This window comes from Streptomyces sp. CBMA123, assembly GCF_014596465.1.
GTDB lineage: Bacteria > Actinomycetota > Actinomycetes > Streptomycetales > Streptomycetaceae > Kitasatospora.
Window position 1 is genome coordinate 134192 of record NZ_MECK01000001.1, and the last position, 20539, is coordinate 154730.

A 20539-nucleotide genomic window follows, 5' to 3' on the forward strand; every position below is an offset into this window, starting at 1 on the left:
GCGCCACCCGCCCCGCACCGGAGCCGACCAACGAGCGCGGTCGACTCGACCCGCGGTTCGTCGAGTGGATCATGGGCCTCGACTCCGGCCACGTCACCGGCGTTCCGGGCCTGTCCCGCTCCGCCCAGTTGACCGCCCTGGGCAACGGGGTCGTCCCCCAGCAGGCATGCACAGCCTTGGAGTTGCTCGATGCCCCGGCCCTGCTCGCCGCTGCCCGCTGCTGCGGGCGGCGGTGAGAAGGGCGTGCTTATACACCAAGTCCGGCTCGCTGGAGCGAGCCGTCGAGCGCAGATCCTCGTGTCATCACCCGCCGACGAGAGGCACCCGCCCTTTTGACCACCCCCGAGCCCGACCCGGACTCCGCACCGGCCGGCTACACCAACGCCCAGATCGACGTCCTGACGGCGCGGCTCGCCGAGCTCGCGGCGGGCTTCGACCTCCAGGCCGAGCAACTGGCCAGCATGACCACCGCCCTCCCCCCGGAGGACGTCGACGATCTGGCCGCCCCCGCCGGCGGCGAGCCGCTGTTCATCCTCGCCTTCGACGACCCGCAGTACCTCAAGGAACTGGAGTTGATGACCCCATGGGTAGACGAGATCTTCACCAAGATCTACGGGCCCGAGACCACGGCCTCGAAGCCCTGGTGCCCCCGCTGGAAGGAGCATCCCGAGGCGGTGGCGAGGCTGCACGCCTTGTGGCTGGCCTGGCAGGCCGCGATCGACCCCGAGTCGGGGGCCGCCGGCCCCAGTTCGTGGCAGCGCGACCATCTCGAGCCCGCGCTGATGAAGCTGCGATCGGCAGACGGTCCGTTCGCGGCGTGCACCTCCAGCGGCGGCCACATCAGCCACCGTCTGCTGCCGCACCCCGCCCTGACCGACCCCACCCCGCCCGCTCTCCCTCTTGCTGCCTGATCGGACCCGACCTTGCCCGACTTCAACCTTCCCGGCCGCCGCCCCGAGGACGCCGCCTCCGCCGAGGCCCAGGTCCACCTCCTGGCCGCCGACGGCTCGTACGAGCTGCTCAGCGAGAGCACCGTGCCCGACGGTCTCGGCGGCAGCGACAACTTCTTCCTGTTCGAGGGCTACAACGAGTGGGGGATGCCCGCTGTCGCGGCGCACCTTCACCAAAACGAGGACGGCCAGACCTTCGCCCTCGCCGCCGAGCCCGCACCCACCTTCGCCGCCGGCGCGGCCTGGCTCGTCCAGCGCGGCGCCGACCCGCAGCAGTTCCTCCAGCATGCCCGCGGCGCCGGCGCGCCGGCCGATGCCCGCAGCGCGGCAGCCGCCGCCCGGATCATGGAGTCCGGCTCCCGCTACCAGCTCGTCGAACACGGCATCGAGTACGGCGAGACCTGGGCGCTGCTGCGCGACAACGCCGCCGTCAGCGCCGAACGCCCCTTCCTCCTTCAACTGGAGTCCGCCCACCACCAGCGCGGATACACCCTGCGCGAGGGCAGCTTCAGCAGTCCGCAGGAGGTCCAGCAGTGGCTGGAGAGCCGGCGCACCCCGCTTCCACCCGTGGTCGGTGACGAGGTGAGCGTCGTCGTCAGCCCCCAGGCCAGCGCCGCCCGCGCCCGCACCACCGGCGCCGGCCAGCGCACCATCGCCCAGGAACCTGCGGCGGTCCTCGCCGGGACGTCGGCGGTCTCGCGCAGGGCCGTGCGGTGATCGCACCCGCCCGGCCGCTGCCCGGCTTCAGCGCCCACCCGGAGGCGCTGGCCGATCTGCTGACGGTACCGGGCCAGGTGCGGACACTCGCGCTCAGCTACCTCGACCGGTTGGTGAAGGCCGAGGTACGCGGCCCCCTCCTGGAAGAGCAGGGCGAGCGCGACCTGCGGGGCGCCAGGAAGATCTACCTGGACGACGCGATGGCCTACCGGCTCGTCTACACCGAGCGCCGGGCACCGCACAACCCCCGCCATCTGCTGGGCATCCACCTGGTCGCCGTAGGCGAGCGCCGGGGGGTCGCGGTCTACGAGACCGCGGCCCGCCGCCTGCGGCAGGCCGCCGTCCAGGAGGCGGGGCGCGGAATGCCGGCCCGCTTCCAGGCCGCCCTCGCCTCCTCCTCCCGCCCTTCCCCGGCCCAGGCCGCCGCCACCACGAGCACGGCCACGCCCGCCGTCGCCCTCTCGCCCGCCGCACGCCAGCGCTGAACTCGCCCGACCCACCCAGCCGAAAGCCCGATCGGAGATCTCCGCATGTCCTCGACCGTCACCACGACCGCCGCGCCGCAGAACCTCGACAACGACGTGCACCACACCGCCGAGGTCCTCTCCACCCGGTGGGCCACCCGCGTCGTTCACGCGCTGCGGCGGGGACCGATGACCGCCGGAGATCTCCTGGCGGCCGACCCGATCGTGCCGGTGAGCAGCCTCTACTCGGCGACCCGCTCCCTGGCCGGCGCCGGGGTGATCACCCGCACCCCCGCCGGGTCCGGCCGCTACGACCTCTCGCTCTCTACGACCGGCCAGGCCCTGGCGCCGCTCTACACCACGGCCCTCGCCTGGGCCCAGCGCTACCCCAAGCCTGGCGCACCGATCGCGCAGGCTCCGGAGATGATCGAGGAGACGCTGGGGCTGCTGGCCGGCTCGCACGCGCTCCCGCTGCTCACCACGCTGGGCCAGAACGACGGGCTGGCCTACCCGCAGGTGGTCGCCTCCCTCAGCGCTAGGGACAAGGCCGCCGCCTACCAGCGCCTCCTCACCCTGGAGGAGCGCGGCCTGGTCGTCCGCAGCGGCACGCGCCGCTCCTACCGGTGGGACCTCGGCGAAGCCGGTATCGCGCTCGGCCGGGTGTACGGCGCACTGTCGGACTGGACCGCCGAGCACCAGGTGTCCGCGGCGGCCCCGGTGCGGGCCGGCACCGCGCTGGCCGCCGCCGGCACCAGCGCTGTCGTGGTGGCGAGCCCGGCTCGCACCGCCGCTTCCTTCTCCGCGCCCCAGGTCCCGGAACGGCCGCTGGCTGCCCGCGCGTCGGCCGCCGTGCTGCGCGGCGTCACTCTGGAGCTCACCTTCTCCCACGCTCCTGGTCCCCAGCCCGCGTCCCTCCTCGTCACCGCCGCGGCACGCTCGCGCTGACCCGGGTCCGACGCCGATCAGTCCTCCCCGCCTACTCCGAGGTTCATCATCTTGCCCTCCGTGCCCATGCCGTCCGGTGCCGCCCCGAAGCTGCGTGAGCAGCTGGTCGACCTCCTCGACGAGGACGTCGCCCTGCTGGCGGACACCGCCACCACCCTCGAACTGCCGCTTCGGGCCAGCGATCTCGACACCGTGCTTTTCGCCCATGAGCTGGCGATCGAGTGCTCCCACGTCACGCTGGCGATGTTCTTGCCGCAGGTGACCGCGGCCGACGATCTGCCGCTCTGCACGGTGCGCCACTGCATCGAGGCCGTCGGCGCCTCCGCCCAGCACCTCACGTCCGCGCTGGGGGCGCTGGCCACCGCGCGGGAGGAGATGGCGAAGCCGGACTGCGACGCGGACACCCGCTTCAACCTGGCACGGGCCGCCCGCATGCGCGCTGCCGCCCTGGTCAGCGTCGCGGTGCAGCGCACGGTCGAGCTGCGCTCGCTCCTGGCCGGCGGGCCCTGCCCTTGCTGACCTCGGCGTCCACTAGGCCACCGGCCACCGGCCGGTCGATCCTGCGGACCCCGAACGTCGCCCCGCTGCTCGCGGGCACCCTCGTCGGGCGGCTTCCGTCCTCGATGGCCCCCCTCGGCCTTCTCCTCGCTGCCCGCGCCGACCACGCCTCCACCGCGCTCGGCGCCATCCTGGCCGCCCTATACGCGCTGGCCGGCGCGGTGGGCCAGCCACTGCTCGGGCGGGCCGTCGACCGCACCAGCCTGGCCGTTGTCGCGCCCGCCGCAGCCGCGGTCTCCGGAGCCGCGTTCACCGCGCTGACCGTCGTGGACTTCGCCGCCCAGCCGCTCGTCGTCGCCGTGCTGGCAGCTGTCGCGGGTCTGGCAACCCCACCGCTGGAGGCCGGACTTCGGGCGATGTGGACGCGCCTGGTCGACCCGCGCGACCACCACCGGGTGTTCGCGCTCGACTCCGCCTCCCAGGAGCTGGTGTTCGTCGCAGGCCCCCTGCTCGCCACCGCGATGTGTCAGCTCGCCTCCGCCCATGGGGCGTTGGCCGCCTGCGCGGTGACCACCGTCGCGGGAACCGCCGCAGTCGCCGTACGCCGCCCGGCCCGGGTACGGTCTGCGGCGAGGCCGGTGCACTGGCTCGGGCCGCTGCGCTCGCGGGGTCTGCTCGTCCTGCTGACCGCGGCACTGTTCTTCGGGGTCACGCTCGGCTCGTTCCCCGTGCTGGCCCTCGGCGTCGCCGACCGGCACCACGAGGGGTGGCTCGCCGGCCTGCTGCCGGCCGCGCTGTCGCTCGGCAGCCTGATCGGCGGCACCGCCTGGGCCAGGCTCCGGCAACCGTGGCCAACCGGCAAGGCGCTGCTCGCGGTTGGCGTCGGGTACGCCTGCGCGTTCGTCGCCCTCCTCATGCCCGAGCCGCCGTGGCTCGCGGTCACGGCGAGCATCCTGCCCGGACTGTTCCTCGCCCCGTGGCTGGCCTGCGCCTTCCTCACCTGCGACGCCCTGGCGCCGAGCGGAACAGCCACCGAGGCCGCCGCGTGGCTGATCTCGGTGATCGGCCTCGGCCAGGCTGCGGGCGCTGCCGCAGCCGGACAGCTCTCGGCCTTCGGCCACACCACCACAGCGGCCGTTCCGCTGCTCGGCGCCGCCCTGGCCGCCGCCACGCTCGGCGCCGGCCGACGGCGTCTCTCCCTCACCTGATCTCTTCCTCTGGAGCTGGACTTCTTGCACCACCGCACCGCTTCCTCCACGCCGGCGCCGATCACCATCGTCTGGGACTGGAACGGCACCCTGCGAGCCGACCTCGACGATCACGTCGCGGCCCTCAACGCGACCCTGCCCGCCCTCGGCGCCGAGCCGATCACCGTGGAGACCTACCAGGCCCTTCACCGGATGCCGATCCGCGACTTCTACACCGACGTCCTCGGCCGCGCGCTCGGCGACGAGGAGTGGCACGCCGCGGACACCGCGTTCCTCGCCGAGCTCAACCGCCGGCCGGTGCGGCTCCAGCCCGGCGCCCGGCAGCTGATGATGGGCCTGCGAGCCCGGGGAGTTCGCCAGAGTCTGCTGTCGCTCGCCCCGCACGAGCGGCTCGTCACCGAGGTCAGCCAGGCCGGCATCACCGGACTGCTGGAACGGGTCGACGGCCGCCCCGGACCGTCCGTGCCGAGCAAGGCCCCGGCGATGGCCGCGCACCTGCAGTCCCTGGGAGCGTGGGTCGACCCGGCCCGCACCCTGGTGATCGGCGACAGCGTCGACGACGCGGTCGCCGCCCGGACGGTCGGAGCAGTCCCCGTCCTGCATATCGGCGGCCTGCACGGCGCCGCCCGCCTCGCCACCGCCGGCGTCCCCCTGGTGGACACGCTCCAGGAAGCCGTCGCCCTGGGCATCGCGCTCATCACCGAGCAGCAGCTGGCTGCCGCGTGAGCACGCTCAGCGGACGTCCCATCGCGAACTGGAAGCCACGGGTGCCCGGCAACACCGACCTTGGCACCCGCCTGGTGTGGACCGAGCTGCAGGTCGAACGCGTCCGCGACGTGCCCGGCCATGGCTCCGACACCCCTCACGGGGCCGTCGCCGACCAGATCGCCACCACCGCGAGCACGCTCGACCACGTGCAGAACCGCATCGTCGAACTCGCCACCGCCCTGAGTCGCGACCTCCAGCGCGTCGCCGCCGGCCACGACGCCGACCTCCCGGTCACCAACGGCATCCTGCGCACCAGCGGCCTCGACATCGACCTCCTCGTCACCCGCCGCACCGAACTACGCCAGTCCCTCACCGCGCTGATCGGCATCTACAAGGAGCTGCCCGCCATCGTCCCGCCTCCGCCCCCAGCTCCGGCGCCAACGGCGAAGACGGCGGCAGCGGTCACCCGGCTTCCGCCGCGGCAGGAGGCGGCGCTGCGGCAGATCGGCTCGACCACCATCACCATCTACAAGAGCGTGCGCCACGGGTCGCTCAGGGTTCTGCCCGGCGGGGCCGACATCAAGGTCGCCACCGTCGATGCCCTGATCGGCAAGGGCCTGGTGGACCACTACGCCCGCGAGGACCTGCACCGGGGCCATGACCTGACCCTCACCCGCGAGGGACAGGCCCGGGCGCTGCTGGCGGCGGGCGGGCGCGCTGCCGCCGCCCGGACCCGGCCGGCCGGCACCGTGGGCGAGGCAACGCCTTCGCTCGCCGGCACCGGTGTCGCGGTGTCCCCGCCCCGCAGCCGCTCTCGCGGCTGACCTGCTCCGCGCCACTGCCCGGGCAGCGGCCGTGATCCCCGATCCGCTACCAGGAAGGTCTTCTCATCGGCAGCTGGGACACCGGCCCGTTCCACAACGACGACGCGATCGGAATCGCCGAGCGTTTCGACAGCCTCTTCCCCGAAGAACTGCCCCCGCTCCTCCACCACCTCTTCGACACCGCCGCCTGCGCACCGCAAGGTGAGCTCGACATCGCCCTTTCACGGGAGGTCATCGCCGCCGCGGCCGTGATCGCCTCCCAGCTCCCTGGCGGCGCCACGATCGACCTGACCAGCGGCCCGCGGGAGTCGGTCCCGACCCTGCCGTCCGAGCTCAGGCCCAAGGCGGTGGTCGCGCTCGACCGCATCCTCGTACACGCCGATGCGGAGGTCGGCCACTGGTTCAACCGCGCGAAGGGCGAGCGGTGGCTGGCCAACGTGGTGCAGATCCGCCTCGCCATCCAGGACGACCCACCACCCGTCATCAACTACACGTCCGCAGGCCCGATGGCGACCACCCCAAGCGTGGTGGCTCCGATTCCTCAGCAGGCCCCGACGCAACCCGAGGCCGCCCCGACCGAAGCCTCCCGCCGACAGCGCCGAGTGTTCGCCGGCCAGCAGTTCGTCCAGGGGCGGCTCGGTGTCGACGAGGTCTGGGAACTGCGCGACCGGCACTCCGAAACGACCGCAGCGCACGCGCTCGCCGGGCTGGTCGAGCACCAGGTCGGCGAGGTGGACACCCTCGACCGCGAACTGCGGGCGGCGACCTCCCGCGCCGCCGAGGCCCTCGCGCCGATCGTCCAGGGCAACCACAACAGCGTCCAGGGCAACGGCGTCCTGCGGTTCACCGGCGTCGAGTTGGAGACCCTGGGCGCCCGCTTCGACCTCGCCCACCAGGCGCTCCAGAACCTGGTCGCGCGCTACGAACACGCCGCCGCCGAGACCCCCGCCGCGTCCTCTCGCGAGACGGCGGCCCGCGCACGCAGCACGGCCCAGCTCACCGGCGCGCCAACTGCCCTACCGGCCAAGGGCGTCCTACCGGCCCCTCACCGTCCGCTCCACCTGTAAGGACCCTCGTGCCCCCAACCGCCAGCCGTGACGCACGCGTTACCCACGCCCTCGACCTGCTCGCACCGCCCGGGGCCGTCCGCACCCTGCTGTCCGTCCGGCTGACCGAGCGCGACGCCGAGGACCAGCAGTACCTGCGGAACACGCTCGGCGATCCGGCCGACGGCATGGACCCCGGCGAAGTCGCCTGGCACCGCGACCGCTTGGACCAGGGCGGTCTGCTGCACACGGGTGCGGCCGGCCCGGAGGCCACGCCGGCCGCGAAGGAGCTGTGGTCCGTCTTCCTCGCCGCGTACAGCTGGGCGGTGAGGTACCGCCGAGCCCTTGCCACCGAGCAGCACACCGTTGTCGCGGTCGAGGAGGTCCTTCGCTTGGGCGCGCACCCGCTCACGGCCACCGTCCTCGACCGGCTGCGCGACGGGGCAGCCACACGGGAAGACCTCGCCCGCCCGATGACCGCGGCGGCCCGCGCCCAGCTGCCCGACCATCTGGATGTCCTCGTGCAGCAGCAGCTCGTCGACCGACTGCCGGACGGAGCCCTGCGGACCACCCCGGCCGGCAGGGCGCTCGCGGGCGTCCACGACGACCTCGCCTCCTGGTACGGCCAGTACCTGGACGCCGCCACGGCGCCCGCAACCGAACGCGCTGCCGCAGCTACCGCCCGCCGCGCCCCGCACGGTTCCAGCAGCCCCTCCACGCCCCCCGAGAACACCGGAGAAACCCATCACCGACGTCACCGAGCCGCTCCTCGCCATTGACGAGGCCCTCCAGCTCGAGGACCTCGACGCCCGAACCGAGGAGGACAAGCAGAGGTGGTGGGAGTTCGCGTACGAGCGGAACATCAGCGTCCTGGCGGTACAGCACACCGCCAACCCGCACACGCCGCTGCTGACCGAGTCCTACCTCGTCGTCCACGACGGCACGATGACCTGGGACATCCCCGGCTCGAAACAGCTCGCCGGAATCCACGTCCAGCGCGACCTCGGCGCCGGAACGTTCCGGCTTGAGTACCAGCGGGCGCCGATCGTGGCGCTCGCGCAGAACTGGCTCGTCTCCCGCGGCGCCGACCTCGACGAGGTGACACCGCGCGGCGAATGGCTTCCGACCTGCGACCATCCCAGCCGCGAGCTGGAGCAGCGGCTCGCCCAGGCCGGGGACCGGTACTGGATCGCGGCCTCGTACACCTCCGACCTCGTCCTGGACCCCGCCCGCTCCTCGGGCGGGTCGCCCAGCGCCGACGATCAGCTGGTCTACGACTTCAACACCTGGATCATCGCCGAGGACCAGCGGCCCGAGCCCGGCCAGCACCCCGTCCGGGTGTTCTACGAGGACGTGGACTATCTCGGCCGCTCCTACACGCTGCGGGAGGGCGGCTTCCCGGACCTCGATGCCGCCTACGAGTGGACCCGGCGCGCCAGCGCGCCGGACAACCCCCTTCCGCCGCTGCTGGTCGCTCCTCCCAGCGCCCGCGCCGCCGGGGCGCTGGCCGCAGGAACGCCCGCGATCTCGCTCTCGCCCCCGCGATCCACCTCCGTGCCCGTGCCGAACGCCGCCGACGGCCGTACCCCACGACCGAAGAGCCGTTGACGCCAACCTCCCTGAAAGGATCCGGATCCCCACCCCCCCGAACGACAGCGCTTCGCGTCAACCCGGCCCGGACCAGCGGCACCGTCCGCGTACCGCGGACCGCCGCAGCGTGCAGACCACGGTGCGGTTCACGCCTGCCGCCATCGCCGTGATCCGCGACCGCGCCATCGCCGAGCGCCTCACCGTGGCCGGGTTCGTCGGCAACGCCGCCCTGGCCGCCGCACAGTCCGGCGATCCGCTGGGCCGGCCCGACAGCGATCCGCGACGCCCCCTCGTCGAAGCTCTCGACCGCGTGGCCGACGAGCTGAACACGGCGGTCGCCGCAACTCGGGCGGCCGACGACGGCCCGGCCCGGCAGGCCGCTCTCGCGGTGCTGCCCGCCGTCGCCGCGCGCACGTACCTCGCCCTCGACGCCGTCCTGGAGGCGTCCTGATCCCCGACGTCTCGACGGGCAACAGCGTCCGCCCGCTGCTCGCCTACCTCTACGGCCCCGGCCGACGCGAGGAGCACCGCGACCCGCACCTCGTCGCCGCCTGGGACCTTCACGGCGCCCCCGACCCCGGCCGCGACCCCGCTGCCGACCTGAGCCACCTCGCGGCCCGGCTCGACCAGCATGCTCGCCTGCGCGCCGCCGAACTCGGCGCGGTGCCGCCCAGCAGGGTGTGGCACTGCTCGGTGCGCACCGCCCCGGAGGACCCCTGGCTGTCCGACCAGCAGTGGGCGACGGTGGCCCGGCGCATCGCCCACGCCACCGGCCTGGCCCCGTTCGACCGACCCGGGTGCCGGTGGGTCGCGGTGCGCCATGCCGAGCACCACATCCACCTCGCCGGCGTCACCGTGCTGCCGGACGGCTCCCGGCCCGGGATGCACCGCGCCGCGGTGCGCGCCCAGGCCGAGTGCCGGGCGATCGAAGCCGAGTGGGGACTGCGTCCGGTCGGCCAGGACACGGGCCTCAGCACCAGTTACCCGACCACCGCCGAGATCATCAAGGCCGAGCAGCACGGCTGGGCCGAGCCCTCCCGTGTCTGGCTCCAACGGCAGATGCGCCAGGCCCTGCTGGAGGCCACCACCGTGGACGGCTACGCCAAAGCGCTGACCGAGCGCGGGGTGTTGGTGCGTTGGCGCACCGCTGCCGACGGCGGTGCCGTGGGCTACAGCCTCGCCCGCCCCGGGGACACCGGCACCGGCGGCGCCCCGCTCTTCTTCGCCGCCGGACGGCTGGACTCCGCGTTGACCCTGCCCCGCGTCCTGCGCCACCTGTCCACCAAAAAGTCCAACGAAGGAATCCGATCATGACCAGCCCTCAGAGCCCCCTGGCGGACTTCGCGCACGCTCTGGCCGAACGACTTCCGGACCGGTGGGAAGCCACCGAGCTGGACCTGCGCGACGACGCCGACCTTCGCCACCACTTCTACTACCGCGTGTGGGACCGGCGCCGTGCCCAGGACCTCGGGCTGGACCGCGACACCATGGCGGGGATCGCCGTGCTCGACGGCCCGGACGGCCGCCGGCTCCTGGTACTGCCCACCGCCGAAGCGAGCCGGCCCTTCCTGGTCTGCCCCCTCGTCGCCTTCGACGTACCCGTGTACAGCAGCACCTCCCCGCTCAGCTCCGTCGCCGTTCCCGCCGACCCGGCCACGGCCGCCGACGAACTCGCCGGCTCGCTGCTGCCCCTCTACGAGAGCGAGCTGCGGGAAATGCTCGACCACGTCGTCGGCATCCTGGACGCCACCGAGGCGACCATCGCCGCGTGCCTGGCCACCGAGGCCGAGCACTCCGACGACCCCGAACTGGCCCAGTCGCTGTACGAGATGAGGGGGGTGCGCTGGCTGTCCCACCCGGAGGACACCGACCTGCTGCGCTGCGCCGCCGAAGACGTCCTCGCCGCTCTGGGCCTTCTGCTGGGCCACCGCGGACCGCTGTCCGATGCCCTGGTCGGCGTCACCACCCACGTCCGGATCTACAGCGAAGTGCACGACAACTGCGAGGCGCTGATCGAGGCCGAGGTGATCGGCCGGATCCTCACCGCCGCCGGTCTGGCCGACACCAGCAGCGGCATCTTCGATCCCGCGATCAAGGAGAAGATCGCCACGATCGACGCCCTCCCGATCGAGCAGCAGCGTGCCCTGGTACGGGCCGCCGCCGCGGCCTACACCCGGCGAACCGACGCCGGCTGACCTGACCAGAAGGACCGCCCGTTGTACATCGCCTCCTTCCACGACGCCCGCGACGACCTCGATCTCGACGAGCTCGACGCGGTCGACCCCGAGTCCGCCCGAACCATCAACCGGCTTTTCGACCCCGAGAGTTCGCTGTGGATCATCGCCCAGTGCGCGGCGGCCCCACCTCACCGCCCAGGGGCGCGGTTGCACGACTACTTCCTCCTACTGGACTCGTACGCCTCCTACAACGAGCACCCCGGAGCACCGCAGATCATCGCCGCCCACTTCGACCGTGACCCGGACACCCTCACGGTCCGGGCCACCATGACATCGCACGCGCTGATCCCGCTGGCGCAGAACTGGCTCGTGGGCCGCGGGGCGGAGCCCGGCAGGGTCTTGGAGCCGGAAGGCTGGAGCGATCCGCTGGACGCCGAGACCGAACGGCTGGAGGAGTTCCTGCGCGGCAGCGGTGAGCGATTCGAGGTCCACGACACATTCACCCGCCACGAACCACCGTACGAGACCTGGGTGATCACCACCGACACCCAGCAGTCGCCCGGCCCGGCGCAGGTCTTCTTCTGGCAGCTGCCCGACGACAAGAGTCCCGCCTACACAGTCCGGAGCGGGCAGTTCGACAGCCTCGACGCCGCGTACGAATGGACCCGGGACACCTCCGCGCCCCTTCCGGCCGTCGCCCGCGCCCAGGCGGCCCGGCTGCGCGCAGCACCGATCCAGCCCTCACCCGCGCAAACACCCACACCGCCGCCGACCTCCCCCAACACCCATCGCTCTCAAGGCCGTTGACAGCACCGAACCCGTTGGATCTCTAGCCCTTGCCCGACACCTGCCTGCCGCACCGCGACCCCGACGTCGAGACCCTGGTCCGCCCCCGCTACCTCGCCGGCCCCGGCGACCGGGCGTCCGTCGACCGGGGACGGCAGCGGTGAGGAACAACCGCGCCCTTGAGGCGTTCACCGGCGCAGTGGCCTGCCGGCTGCGCGGCACCTGGGAGTCGGCGCTGGAGGATGTGAGCACGTCGGCGGCGCTGACCGAGATGTACGAGCGGCTCTGGGACCTCGGGATCACCCAGTGGGCCATGCTGGAGTTCGCCAACGACCGTCTCGGGATGCTGCCTGACGCCCAAGGCCGGGAGCTGGTCGTTCTCCCACGCCCGTTCCGTGCGGGCTGCCACCTGATCGCACCGCTGGTCCCGGCCGGAACGGAGCCCGGCGCGGTGAAGGACCTGACGCCGTTCGGCCTGTCCGTCAGCACGTCACCAGCGCGGGCGGCCGAGACGGTCCGCCGTCGACTCCTGCCCCGGCTCGACTACGCCCTGCTGATGGCCGAGGAACGTGGGGCCTGTCCCGGAGCGCCATCCGACGACGGACGCCGCCGGGTCCACGCGGCCACCGCCCGCACGAGCGTGCCGGCAGGCACCCCACCGGCCGTCGTCTACTCCGCTGGCCCCCTGCGTCCAGCCACCCCGCTTGCGGGCCGAGGCCGAGTCCCGGCCCCCTGACCGAACGAGATTAGTGCCCACTGCTTCCCCCATCTCCACCGAGCCGCTCCTCTCCGTCCGCCCCACCCACCTCGCCGGGCCCGGCGACGCCGACCTGCCGTCACTCCTCGCCGAGCGGCACGGCTGGTTCCGCCCCTACAACTCGCCCACCCACGTAGTCCTCGTAAGCGGCACCACCGGCATCGCGCTCTCCACTGGATCGGGTACGGCCCCGCTGTCCCTGACCGGAATCGGCTGGTCGGTCGGCTTCTGCCACCAGGTACCGGCCGAGATCACCCAGTCCCTCCTCGACGAGGCCGCCACCGGCCTCCTCCACCGCCCGGACCTCTTCACCGGCACCGGACTCCTAGCCGGCCACCACGCCCGCGCGGCCCTGCTCGCGGCCGGCTGGTCCGGCCACCACCGCGACGGCTACGAGCTGGTCTCCGCCCCCGACCGCCGCGCCGCCCTCTCCTTCCCGCTGGAAGCCCCCGGCAGCGAGGTGATGCTGACCGGCGCCGCCAAGAAGGGCACCTGGACGGTGCGGTTCGGCGCGACCGCCCCCGAGCCGCTGCTGACCGCCGCGACCGCCGCCCTTCTGGCCCCGGCCGTCCGCCGGGCCGGGCAGCTCCCGGCCCGGCACCGGAACCTGCTGACCACCCAGACGCTCGCCGAACGCCCGCCGCGCACCGGACGGTTCGACGCGGCTCGCGCCCGGAACACCGCAGCCCCGCCGGTGCCCACCGCACTTCCGCTCTCCGACAGGCCGCGCACCGGCAGCAGCGCGTCCGTGCCGGCGCCACGGCACCGCCCGTCCTGACCTTGCCCCTCTCGTTCCTGGAGACCTCGCTGCCCGCCGATCCCGACACCGACGACCTGGTCGCCGTCCGCCCGCTGGAACTCACCGGCCCGACCGAGACCGGTGCTGAACAGCCCAGTCCGCCAACGGCGTTGGTCGCGGTCACCCCTCGCCACTACGCCGGGCCCAGCGTCGACGCCGTCGACCGGCTTCGCCAACGTCTCCAGGCCGAGGGATGGGTTGATGCGCAGGGCGTCCTCACCAGTGCGTGCGGCCGGCTGGGCGTCGCCTGGCCCACCGAGTCGGACAAGCCGCGCGGCTGGGGACGCGAGCGGACGTACGCGCCGTGGCGGATCTGGGGCACCCAGCGTGCCGGCGCGGGCGTCGCCTGGCGGGTCACCGGCTGGCGTCTGGTCCCCGAGGAAATCGTCGAAGGTCTGATCGGCGAGGCGACCACGATGCTGGACGAGGCCGACAAGGCCGGCCGGACACCGTTCGAGTCGGGCGTCCTGGCGCTGGGGTTCCTGCCGTTGGCAGCCGCGGGCTGGACCAGCGAGGTCACCCCCAAGGGCGCCGCCACGTTCGAGTCGCCCGACGGACTCCTCAGCGCCCGCTGCGGGCCCCCCGACGCCCTGTACGAACTCCGCGGCCGACCGGCCGCTCGCATCTCCTGCCGGCGGGCGCTCGGATTCTGGGAGGTCGAGATCAGCGCGAACACACCCTCCCGGCTGGCCGCCGCCCTGTGCCGCGACGCCGCCGACCCCGGGCCCCTGATCCGCAATCCCGATCACCTGCGCCTGGACGCCACCGACCGGGAGGTCGCCGTCGTCACCCCGGTCACCGCACAATCCCTCACCACCTCGACCAGCCGCCGGGCCGCCGCCATCACCCGCTTCCTGCCCAGCCTGTCCACCGCGACCACCACCGCGCCCGCCGGCAACCCGGCCACCGCTCACCCTGCGACCGCGAGCGCCTCACGGCGGTGACCGCCGACGGAGCCCCGGCCCGGCGGGGCGCTGTTCCGCCCACCCCCTCTGCTTGGAGCCCGAGTTGCCCACCGACACCGACGAACTGGTCGCCGTCCGCCCCTTGGAGCTGGCCGGCACCGGCACTGCGCCCAGCGACCTGGGCGACCACCTCGTCTCCGCGTACGGGTGGGAGCACGATCCGGACAGCACCGCCGAGGAACCCCTGCTCGCCAGCCCCTGCCGCCGCATGGTCCTGGAGCACGGCGACTTCCCCCTCGGCCGCAGCAACCTCCGGAACCACTGGCGACTCTCCGCCTACGCCAGCGGAGAGCCGGACGCCAAGGGACTCTGGTGTGCCTGGTTCAGCCCCAGGACGCCCTACGAACTCACCCACGGCCTCGTCCTGGACGCCGCTGGCCGACTCGACAGCGACCCGTCCTCCGTCCTGGCCGACCGCAGGGCCGGTGACGACATCGCGCGGATCCTCTCCGACGCCGGATGGACGATCAAGCAAGGCCCCTGGCGGACGTTCATCCACGCGCCCGGCGCCGCCACCCTCCTGGTGCCCTCCCACCCGGAGCGCACACTCTCCTTCAGCCTGGGCGACACCGACTCCGAGCTGGCGTGGAGCGTCATCGCCTCGCCGTGGGTGCCCGAGGCGTTCCTGCGCACGGCGGCGGTGACGCTGGCCTCGGACGCGGTACTGCGCCGCCGCAGCGAGATCCCCTCCCACCACCTGGCCCGAGTCACGATCGAACCCGCCGCCTGCGCCGCCCTGCCCCGGTGGCGCCCCCTGCTCGACACCCCGACCCGACCGACCGATCTGGAGAGCCCTCTGCCGGCCACCACCGCACCGACCACTGCCGAGCAGCTCCGCCCAGCCGACCCGGAAGCGGGCCTGGTCACCGTGACCCCCCGCCACTACGCCGGACCCGGCCGCGGTGGCGCCGAACAGGTCAAGAGCCATCTCGCTGCCCAGGGCTGGACGTTGGGCACCGACTCGATAACCAGCCCGTGCGGCAGGCTCGGCCTCGCCTGGCCCGACGGCACCAACACCCGGACCTGGCAGAGCGCCGCCTGGCGGGTCTGGGGCGCCCAGCACCGGGGAGCGAGCGTCGCCTGGCGCATCACCAGCGGTGACCTCATCCCGCCCGAACTGATCGCCGGCGTCGTCGACGAGGCGCTCGCCATGCTGGACGAAGCCGGACCGGACTCCCGCCAGCCCTTCCAGGCCGGAGTCCTGGCCCTCGGTTTCCTGCCCCTGGCCGAGGCAGGGTGGCAGAGCACCGTCGAGCCCCGCGGTAACGTCTCCTTCCGCTCGCCCGACGGCTACGTCAACGCCCACTGCGACGTCCCGACGGCTCTCCACGACCTGCGCGGAAAGCCCGCCGCCCGGATCAGCTGCTACCGGGCCCGCGGGTACTGGATGGCAGAGATCAGCGCGAACACCCCCTCCCGCCTCGCCGCCGTACTCTGCCGCGACCTCGCCTCCCCGGAGCCCCTGCTGCGCAGCACCACCGGCCTCAACCTTGACGCGACCGACCGGAAGGTCGCCGTCGTCACCCCGGTGAGTGCCGAGGCCCTCACTGCCGCGGCCCAGCGGCGCGCTGCGGCCCTGGCCCACGGCAGCCAGCTGCCCCGGCCGAGTGCGGAACCCGGCACCGCCACCACCAGCGCCCCGGTCAGCGCCCCCGCCTCCAGCCAGCGGCGCTGAACCCATCACGTAGAGACGACTATGACCGACTCCCCACACCCCGCGCTCCTGGACAGCCGCCGCCTGCTGAACGCCGCCTACGAGGGCCTGGGCAGCGCCCCGGTCGCCGATCTGCTGGTCGCCGCGAGCCGGACGCTGGAGCCGTCCAGGGGCTGCCTGGCCCTCGCCGACGCCAGCTTCCGCCTCGCCCAGCAGGTGTACCCGCGTCCGCAGAACCCGCTCGACCCTGCCGTGCTGACCGCCTTGGCCAACGCCGACACCCTCAAGGGCACAGCGCGGCTGGCATGCTTCTGGCGGGCCCTCGCCACGACCGCAGGCCCCGACGAACTGGTCATCGAGCTACCGGAGTTGCCCAGCCCTACCCCCGGCCCGCAGCAGCAGGCAGTCGCCTGGCTGCACAACGGACACCTCTTCTCCCGCCTGGGGGCCGCGTCGTACACGGCCCTTGAGGTGGCCCTCATGGCCGCCATCGACGACGAGGCCCCCCTGCCGCGAGCCCTCGCCAACCTGGGACCGACGGTCTGCGGCATCGTGCCCGAAGGCCCGAACCTGCCGACGGCGTGGTCCGCCACGATCGAGGCGACCGCCCGCCATGCCGTCGCCTCCGTGTACGGGCTGCCCCGCGAGGCCGGGCTGCTGGACGCACGCATCCCCGAGATCCTGGCCGACGCCGCCCGGGCACCCCAGCGGATCCAGGCCGAGCTCCTGGAGGACGCCGCCGACGCGTTCCGCTACGCGAGCGACGAGCTGTTCACCACCCCGGCGGAGAGCCGCCGCGCGGACGCGGCCCGTACACGCACCACGGCCAGGCGCCCGCGGACAGCCCCACAGCCAGCCTCGGCTGCACCGCGGACGCTGCCGCAGCAGCGCCGCGCCCACTGACCGTCGAGTCCCGCACCCCGGAACACGGCCGGCACCCGCCGCCCAAGCCCCAACCCGAACACCACGGAGAAACCCTGACCTCGCACCGTCTCGACTCCGCCCAGGGGCCCTCGCCCGTCCACGAGGCGGGGGCGCCCGCAGAGCGCACAGCCCAGCAGTTCGTGCCGATCCGGCGCACCGCCACCGGCGAGACCACCACCACGAGCTACAACGCCGCCGCGTTGCGGATCCTGCTCCGGGCCGGCTTTGAGGAGGCTCCTGACCCGGCCGAGGCCCCGGGCGAACTGGTCCGGACAGAGCCCGTGAACGGGCCGGCCGCGCCCCCACGGTCCCCGTGATCGTCCCGCCCTTGATCCGCTCCCGCCATCCCGGCACATTGCCAACCTCGCCTGCCCGCGAACCCGTTGGAGGTTCCTCGCTTTGACCACACCCGCACCGTCCGTCAAGCCGGCACACGCCAAGCCCGGCGAGCTGAGGGCCAAGGTCGCCAAGCTGCTGGCCGACAAGCCGGCGGACCCGTTCACCATCGGGGAGATATCCAAGACGTTGGGGCACTCCCACGGTGCTGTCCAGCAGGCGGTCAACACGCTGGTTCAGCGCGGCGAGGCCGACCAGCTCGGCTCCGGGAGGCAGTTCCGCGCGAACGGGAAGACGGTCTTCGCCGCGGCGGTCGTGGTGATCAGTCCGCCGGGCACCCACTCTCCCCGGGCCCAGGCGGCCACGGCCCGCACGACCCCGCCCGCACCGAAGGCACCCGGGCAGGTCGGTCCGATCCGCCGCGCGGGAGGCCAGCTCTACCACCCCCGCGAGCTGGCCTCCCTGCCCGACGTCGAGGCGCTGGCGCGGCTGCGTGCCGCCGACGTGCCGGTGCTGCTCTACGGTCCCCCGGGCACCGGCAAGACCTCGTTGGTGGAGGCCGCGTTCCCCGACTTGATCACCGTCGCGGGCGATGGCGACACCACGGTCGGCGACCTGATCGGCGATTACACGCTGGACGACAGCGGGGGCTACGTCTGGAAGGACGGTCCGCTGGTCACCGCGATGACCGAGGGCCGCGCCCTGCTGATCGATGACGCCACCCTGATCTCGCCCAAGGTCCTGTCGGCGATGTACCCGGCGATGGACGGGCGCCGCCAGATCCAGGTCAAGGCCCACCGGGGCGAGACCGTCACGGCCCAGCCCGGCTTTTTCGTGGTCGCGGGCCACAATCCCGGCGTCCACGGGGCGGTCCTGACGGAGGCGCTCGCAAGCCGGTTCTCGGTGCAGATCCAGGTCGGGACGGATTATGACCTCGCCCAGGCGCTGCGGGTCGATGCCCGGGCTGTGCGCGTCGCCCGGCACCTCGCTGGTCAGGTCGAGCTGGGTGAGCTGGGCTGGGCCCCACAGCTGCGGGAGCTGCTCGCCTTCAAGCGGACCGAGGCCGTCCTCGGCGCCACGGCCGCGTGGGCGAACCTGATCGGGATCGCCCCGCCGGAGGACCGCGATGTCGTCGCCGCCGCCGTCAGCAAGATCGCCGGCATCAAGAACATCAAACCCCTCACCCTCGGCCGGCAGCTCCCCGCCACCACCGCCACGGCCGCCCAGCAGCCCCCGGGCGGCACCAACTCCGCTCGCCGGGGCCAGCGATGAGCGCCCACCACCACGTCCTGCCCCCCGTCACCACGCCCGATGACGACGCCGACCTCGCGCGCTGGGACGACGACGGTGCCCCGCCCGCGCAGCCCTCCTCCTCCCCGGCCGCGTGGCTGCGCGTGGGCGCCGAGCTGGGTGACCGGCTGGTCGCGCTGTCCGGCCGCCAGGACCTGCTGGTCACCTGCCGGCCCGGTACCCGCAGCGGCGCCCCGGCCGCCTACTACCCGCGTGGCGGCGAGATCGAGTTCGACTCCGGACTGTTCGGCGCCCTCCAGCCGCACGAGATCCGTCCGCGGATCGTGGGCGACGAGGAGCGCTATCCCGCCGCCTGGGGCGTGTTCGTCCACGAGGCCGCCCACACCGCCCACTCCGTGTGGGTGGAGCCGAACGGCGCGGACCCCCGCGTCGTCGAGGCCGCGCTACTGCTGGAGGAGAGCCGGGTCGAGGGCGCCCACCTGATCAGGCGGCCCACTGACCGCGCGTACCTGCGCACCAGCGCCCGGACCCTGGTCATGCCCGACATCGCCAACCCCCGCGTCCAGGGCATCAGGCACGCGGCCAGCGTGGCGGCCCTGATCCTCGGCCGCCGGGACGCCGGCATCCTCGACGCTGGCGAGACCCGGGCCGTCGCCGACCTGTGCGAGCAGGTCCTGGGCGACGAGCTGCTGGCCACCCTCACCGGCATCTGGACCGCGGCCCAACGGACCGCCGACCACGACGGCGCCACCATGCTCGCGCACGGCAAAGCGTGGTGCGACGCCCTGGACACCGCCTCCCCTTCCCTGCCCCTGCCGCAGGGCCTCACCGATCTGCTGTCCGACGCCGTGGGGGTCGTCATGGACGGCATGGACGCCAACGACGCCGCCGACGCCGCAGCCCAGGCCGCCGCGGACAACGCCCTGGCCGCGCGGGCGGAGGCAAAGGTCCAGGGCCGCGCCCAGCAGGCCGGCCAGCGGCGCAAGGCCGCCGCCACCGCGAGGTCTGTTTTCAACGCGAGCGGAACCACCGTCAGCCCCGGCGGCACATCGAGGCCCTCCCGGAGCCCGGTGACCGGTACCCGCAAGCCGACCGCCGCCGAGCAGACCGCCGCCGCGTCCCTGAGCCGCGCCCTTCGCGCCGCGGCCTTTCGTGAGCGGACCGAGGAGCGGACCACCAGTCCCACTCCGCCCGGCCGACTCAACGTCCGCCAGGCCCTCGCCCGCGACGCCCAGCGCGCGAGCGGGTCAATTCCCACAGCAGAGCCGTTCACTGCCACCCGCCGCCGCAGCAGCACCACCCCGCCGCTGCGGGTGGGCATCGCGGTGGACGTCTCCGGCTCCATGTCGGCCGCCTGCGGGCCCGTCGCGTCCGCTGCCTGGATCGTGGCCCGTGCCGCTGCCCTGACCGGCCCCGACTCCCGCACCGCCACCGTCGCGTACGACTATGACCTGACGGCGCTGACCCGACCCACCCACCGGGCTCCGGACAAGGTGACGACCTTCGCCGCCCGCGGCGCCAGCCACAACTTGGGCGATGCCCTGGACGCGCTCGACCACGGCCTCGACCTCAGCCGCCCCGGCACCGGCCGCCTTCTCGTCGTCGTGACTGACGCCCACTACGACCCGGACGAGACCGCCGAGGCGGTCACCCGCATCAACCGCCTCACCACCGCCGGCTGCGCCGTACTCCAGCTCACCCTCACCACGAACTCCCTACACCTGCCGGGAACTACCCTGCTCCACCTGCCCCGGCCCGACAGTGCCCCCGCCGCCATCGCCCAGGCCGCCACCGCCGCCATCCGCAAGACACGCTGAGCCGCCCTGCCCGCCAACTTCGCCAACCTCGCCGAGACGAGTGGTCCACCACCGGCCAGGATCACCGACTCCGCCAGCTTCATCGAGGCAGGACGCCGGTCGTCGGTAGGGTCCAACCTTCAG

23 protein-coding genes are annotated in these 20539 nt (G+C 73.6%); all 23 read left to right on the forward strand.

Annotated elements, in window-relative coordinates; all coding sequences use genetic code 11:
* Window positions 1-71: 71 nt before the first annotated feature.
* The gene (locus BG452_RS45155) at window positions 72-236 is read left to right on the forward strand and encodes a hypothetical protein (RefSeq protein WP_223241552.1); all 165 of its coding nucleotides are present in this window, start codon (window positions 72-74) and stop codon (window positions 234-236) included.
* Window positions 237-332: 96 nt separating this feature from the next.
* A complete protein-coding gene (locus tag BG452_RS00620) occupies window positions 333-911 on the forward strand; it encodes a DUF4913 domain-containing protein (protein ID WP_188302097.1) in 579 nt (192 codons plus the stop codon).
* A gap of 12 nt (window positions 912-923) precedes the next feature.
* Entirely contained in the window at window positions 924-1667 is a 744-nt protein-coding gene (locus tag BG452_RS00625) for a hypothetical protein (protein WP_188302098.1), read from the forward strand.
* On the forward strand, window positions 1664-2152 hold the full coding sequence (locus tag BG452_RS00630) for a hypothetical protein (RefSeq protein WP_188302099.1): 489 nt from the start codon (window positions 1664-1666) through the stop codon (window positions 2150-2152). Before BG452_RS00625 ends, BG452_RS00630 begins: the two co-directional genes overlap by 4 nt.
* Window positions 2153-2197: 45 nt before the next feature.
* Complete coding sequence (locus tag BG452_RS00635) at window positions 2198-3076, forward strand: winged helix-turn-helix transcriptional regulator (protein WP_188302100.1); 879 nt, start codon at window positions 2198-2200, stop codon at window positions 3074-3076.
* Between the two features lie 60 nt (window positions 3077-3136).
* Complete coding sequence (locus BG452_RS00640) at window positions 3137-3595, forward strand: hypothetical protein (protein ID WP_188302101.1); 459 nt, start codon at window positions 3137-3139, stop codon at window positions 3593-3595.
* Entirely contained in the window at window positions 3589-4782 is a 1194-nt protein-coding gene (locus BG452_RS00645) for an MFS transporter (RefSeq protein ID WP_188302102.1), read from the forward strand. The genes BG452_RS00640 and BG452_RS00645 overlap by 7 nt, the downstream gene beginning before the upstream one ends.
* A gap of 24 nt (window positions 4783-4806) precedes the next feature.
* Window positions 4807-5508: an HAD family hydrolase gene (locus BG452_RS00650; RefSeq protein ID WP_223241553.1), complete on the forward strand. Its 702-nt coding sequence runs from the start codon at window positions 4807-4809 to the stop codon at window positions 5506-5508.
* Window positions 5509-5549: 41 nt separating this feature from the next.
* Window positions 5550-6314 (forward strand): hypothetical protein, encoded by a 765-nt coding sequence (locus BG452_RS00655; protein WP_188302103.1) that lies wholly within the window; start codon window positions 5550-5552, stop codon window positions 6312-6314.
* A gap of 65 nt (window positions 6315-6379) precedes the next feature.
* Entirely contained in the window at window positions 6380-7381 is a 1002-nt protein-coding gene (locus tag BG452_RS45160; RefSeq protein WP_317620854.1) for a DUF4259 domain-containing protein, read from the forward strand.
* A gap of 8 nt (window positions 7382-7389) precedes the next feature.
* A complete protein-coding gene (locus BG452_RS00665; RefSeq protein ID WP_188302104.1) occupies window positions 7390-8139 on the forward strand; it encodes a hypothetical protein in 750 nt (249 codons plus the stop codon).
* A 166-nt stretch (window positions 8140-8305) separates the two neighbouring features.
* The gene (locus BG452_RS00670; RefSeq protein WP_188302105.1) at window positions 8306-8968 is read left to right on the forward strand and encodes a hypothetical protein; all 663 of its coding nucleotides are present in this window, start codon (window positions 8306-8308) and stop codon (window positions 8966-8968) included.
* Window positions 8969-9077: 109 nt separating this feature from the next.
* Window positions 9078-9401: a hypothetical protein gene (locus tag BG452_RS00675; protein ID WP_188302106.1), complete on the forward strand. Its 324-nt coding sequence runs from the start codon at window positions 9078-9080 to the stop codon at window positions 9399-9401.
* Window positions 9402-9613: 212 nt separating this feature from the next.
* Window positions 9614-10264, forward strand: a complete 651-nt coding sequence (locus BG452_RS00680; protein ID WP_188302107.1) for a hypothetical protein — start codon at window positions 9614-9616, stop codon at window positions 10262-10264.
* Window positions 10261-11145: a hypothetical protein gene (locus BG452_RS00685; protein WP_188302108.1), complete on the forward strand. Its 885-nt coding sequence runs from the start codon at window positions 10261-10263 to the stop codon at window positions 11143-11145. Before BG452_RS00680 ends, BG452_RS00685 begins: the two co-directional genes overlap by 4 nt.
* Before the next feature lie 21 nt (window positions 11146-11166).
* Window positions 11167-11934 (forward strand): hypothetical protein, encoded by a 768-nt coding sequence (locus BG452_RS00690; protein WP_188302109.1) that lies wholly within the window; start codon window positions 11167-11169, stop codon window positions 11932-11934.
* A gap of 139 nt (window positions 11935-12073) precedes the next feature.
* The gene (locus BG452_RS00695) at window positions 12074-12649 is read left to right on the forward strand and encodes a hypothetical protein (protein WP_188302110.1); all 576 of its coding nucleotides are present in this window, start codon (window positions 12074-12076) and stop codon (window positions 12647-12649) included.
* Window positions 12650-12662: 13 nt separating this feature from the next.
* Complete coding sequence (locus BG452_RS00700) at window positions 12663-13448, forward strand: hypothetical protein (RefSeq protein WP_188302111.1); 786 nt, start codon at window positions 12663-12665, stop codon at window positions 13446-13448.
* Between the two features lie 2 nt (window positions 13449-13450).
* The gene (locus BG452_RS00705; RefSeq protein ID WP_188302112.1) at window positions 13451-14413 is read left to right on the forward strand and encodes a hypothetical protein; all 963 of its coding nucleotides are present in this window, start codon (window positions 13451-13453) and stop codon (window positions 14411-14413) included.
* Window positions 14414-14477: 64 nt separating this feature from the next.
* On the forward strand, window positions 14478-16109 hold the full coding sequence (locus tag BG452_RS00710; RefSeq protein ID WP_188302113.1) for a DUF317 domain-containing protein: 1632 nt from the start codon (window positions 14478-14480) through the stop codon (window positions 16107-16109).
* A gap of 21 nt (window positions 16110-16130) precedes the next feature.
* Window positions 16131-16991, forward strand: coding sequence for a hypothetical protein (locus BG452_RS00715; RefSeq protein ID WP_188302114.1), 861 nt, complete (start codon window positions 16131-16133; stop codon window positions 16989-16991).
* A 471-nt stretch (window positions 16992-17462) separates the two neighbouring features.
* The gene (locus tag BG452_RS00720) at window positions 17463-18620 is read left to right on the forward strand and encodes an AAA family ATPase (RefSeq protein ID WP_223241583.1); all 1158 of its coding nucleotides are present in this window, start codon (window positions 17463-17465) and stop codon (window positions 18618-18620) included.
* Window positions 18617-20416, forward strand: a complete 1800-nt coding sequence (locus BG452_RS00725) for a hypothetical protein (RefSeq protein WP_188302116.1) — start codon at window positions 18617-18619, stop codon at window positions 20414-20416. The genes BG452_RS00720 and BG452_RS00725 overlap by 4 nt, the downstream gene beginning before the upstream one ends.
* The last annotated feature ends 123 nt before the right edge of the window (window positions 20417-20539 follow it).

Coding starts and splice junctions, on each gene's coding strand:
- BG452_RS00725 (WP_188302116.1), top strand. CDS start 18,617: ATGAGCGCCCACCACCACGTCCTGCCCCCCGTCACCACGCCCGATGAC.
- BG452_RS45155 (WP_223241552.1), top strand. CDS start 72: ATGGGCCTCGACTCCGGCCACGTCACCGGCGTTCCGGGCCTGTCCCGC.
- BG452_RS00715 (WP_188302114.1), top strand. CDS start 16,131: ATGACCGACTCCCCACACCCCGCGCTCCTGGACAGCCGCCGCCTGCTG.
- BG452_RS00685 (WP_188302108.1), top strand. CDS start 10,261: ATGACCAGCCCTCAGAGCCCCCTGGCGGACTTCGCGCACGCTCTGGCC.
- BG452_RS00635 (WP_188302100.1), top strand. CDS start 2,198: ATGTCCTCGACCGTCACCACGACCGCCGCGCCGCAGAACCTCGACAAC.
- BG452_RS00670 (WP_188302105.1), top strand. CDS start 8,306: ATGACCTGGGACATCCCCGGCTCGAAACAGCTCGCCGGAATCCACGTC.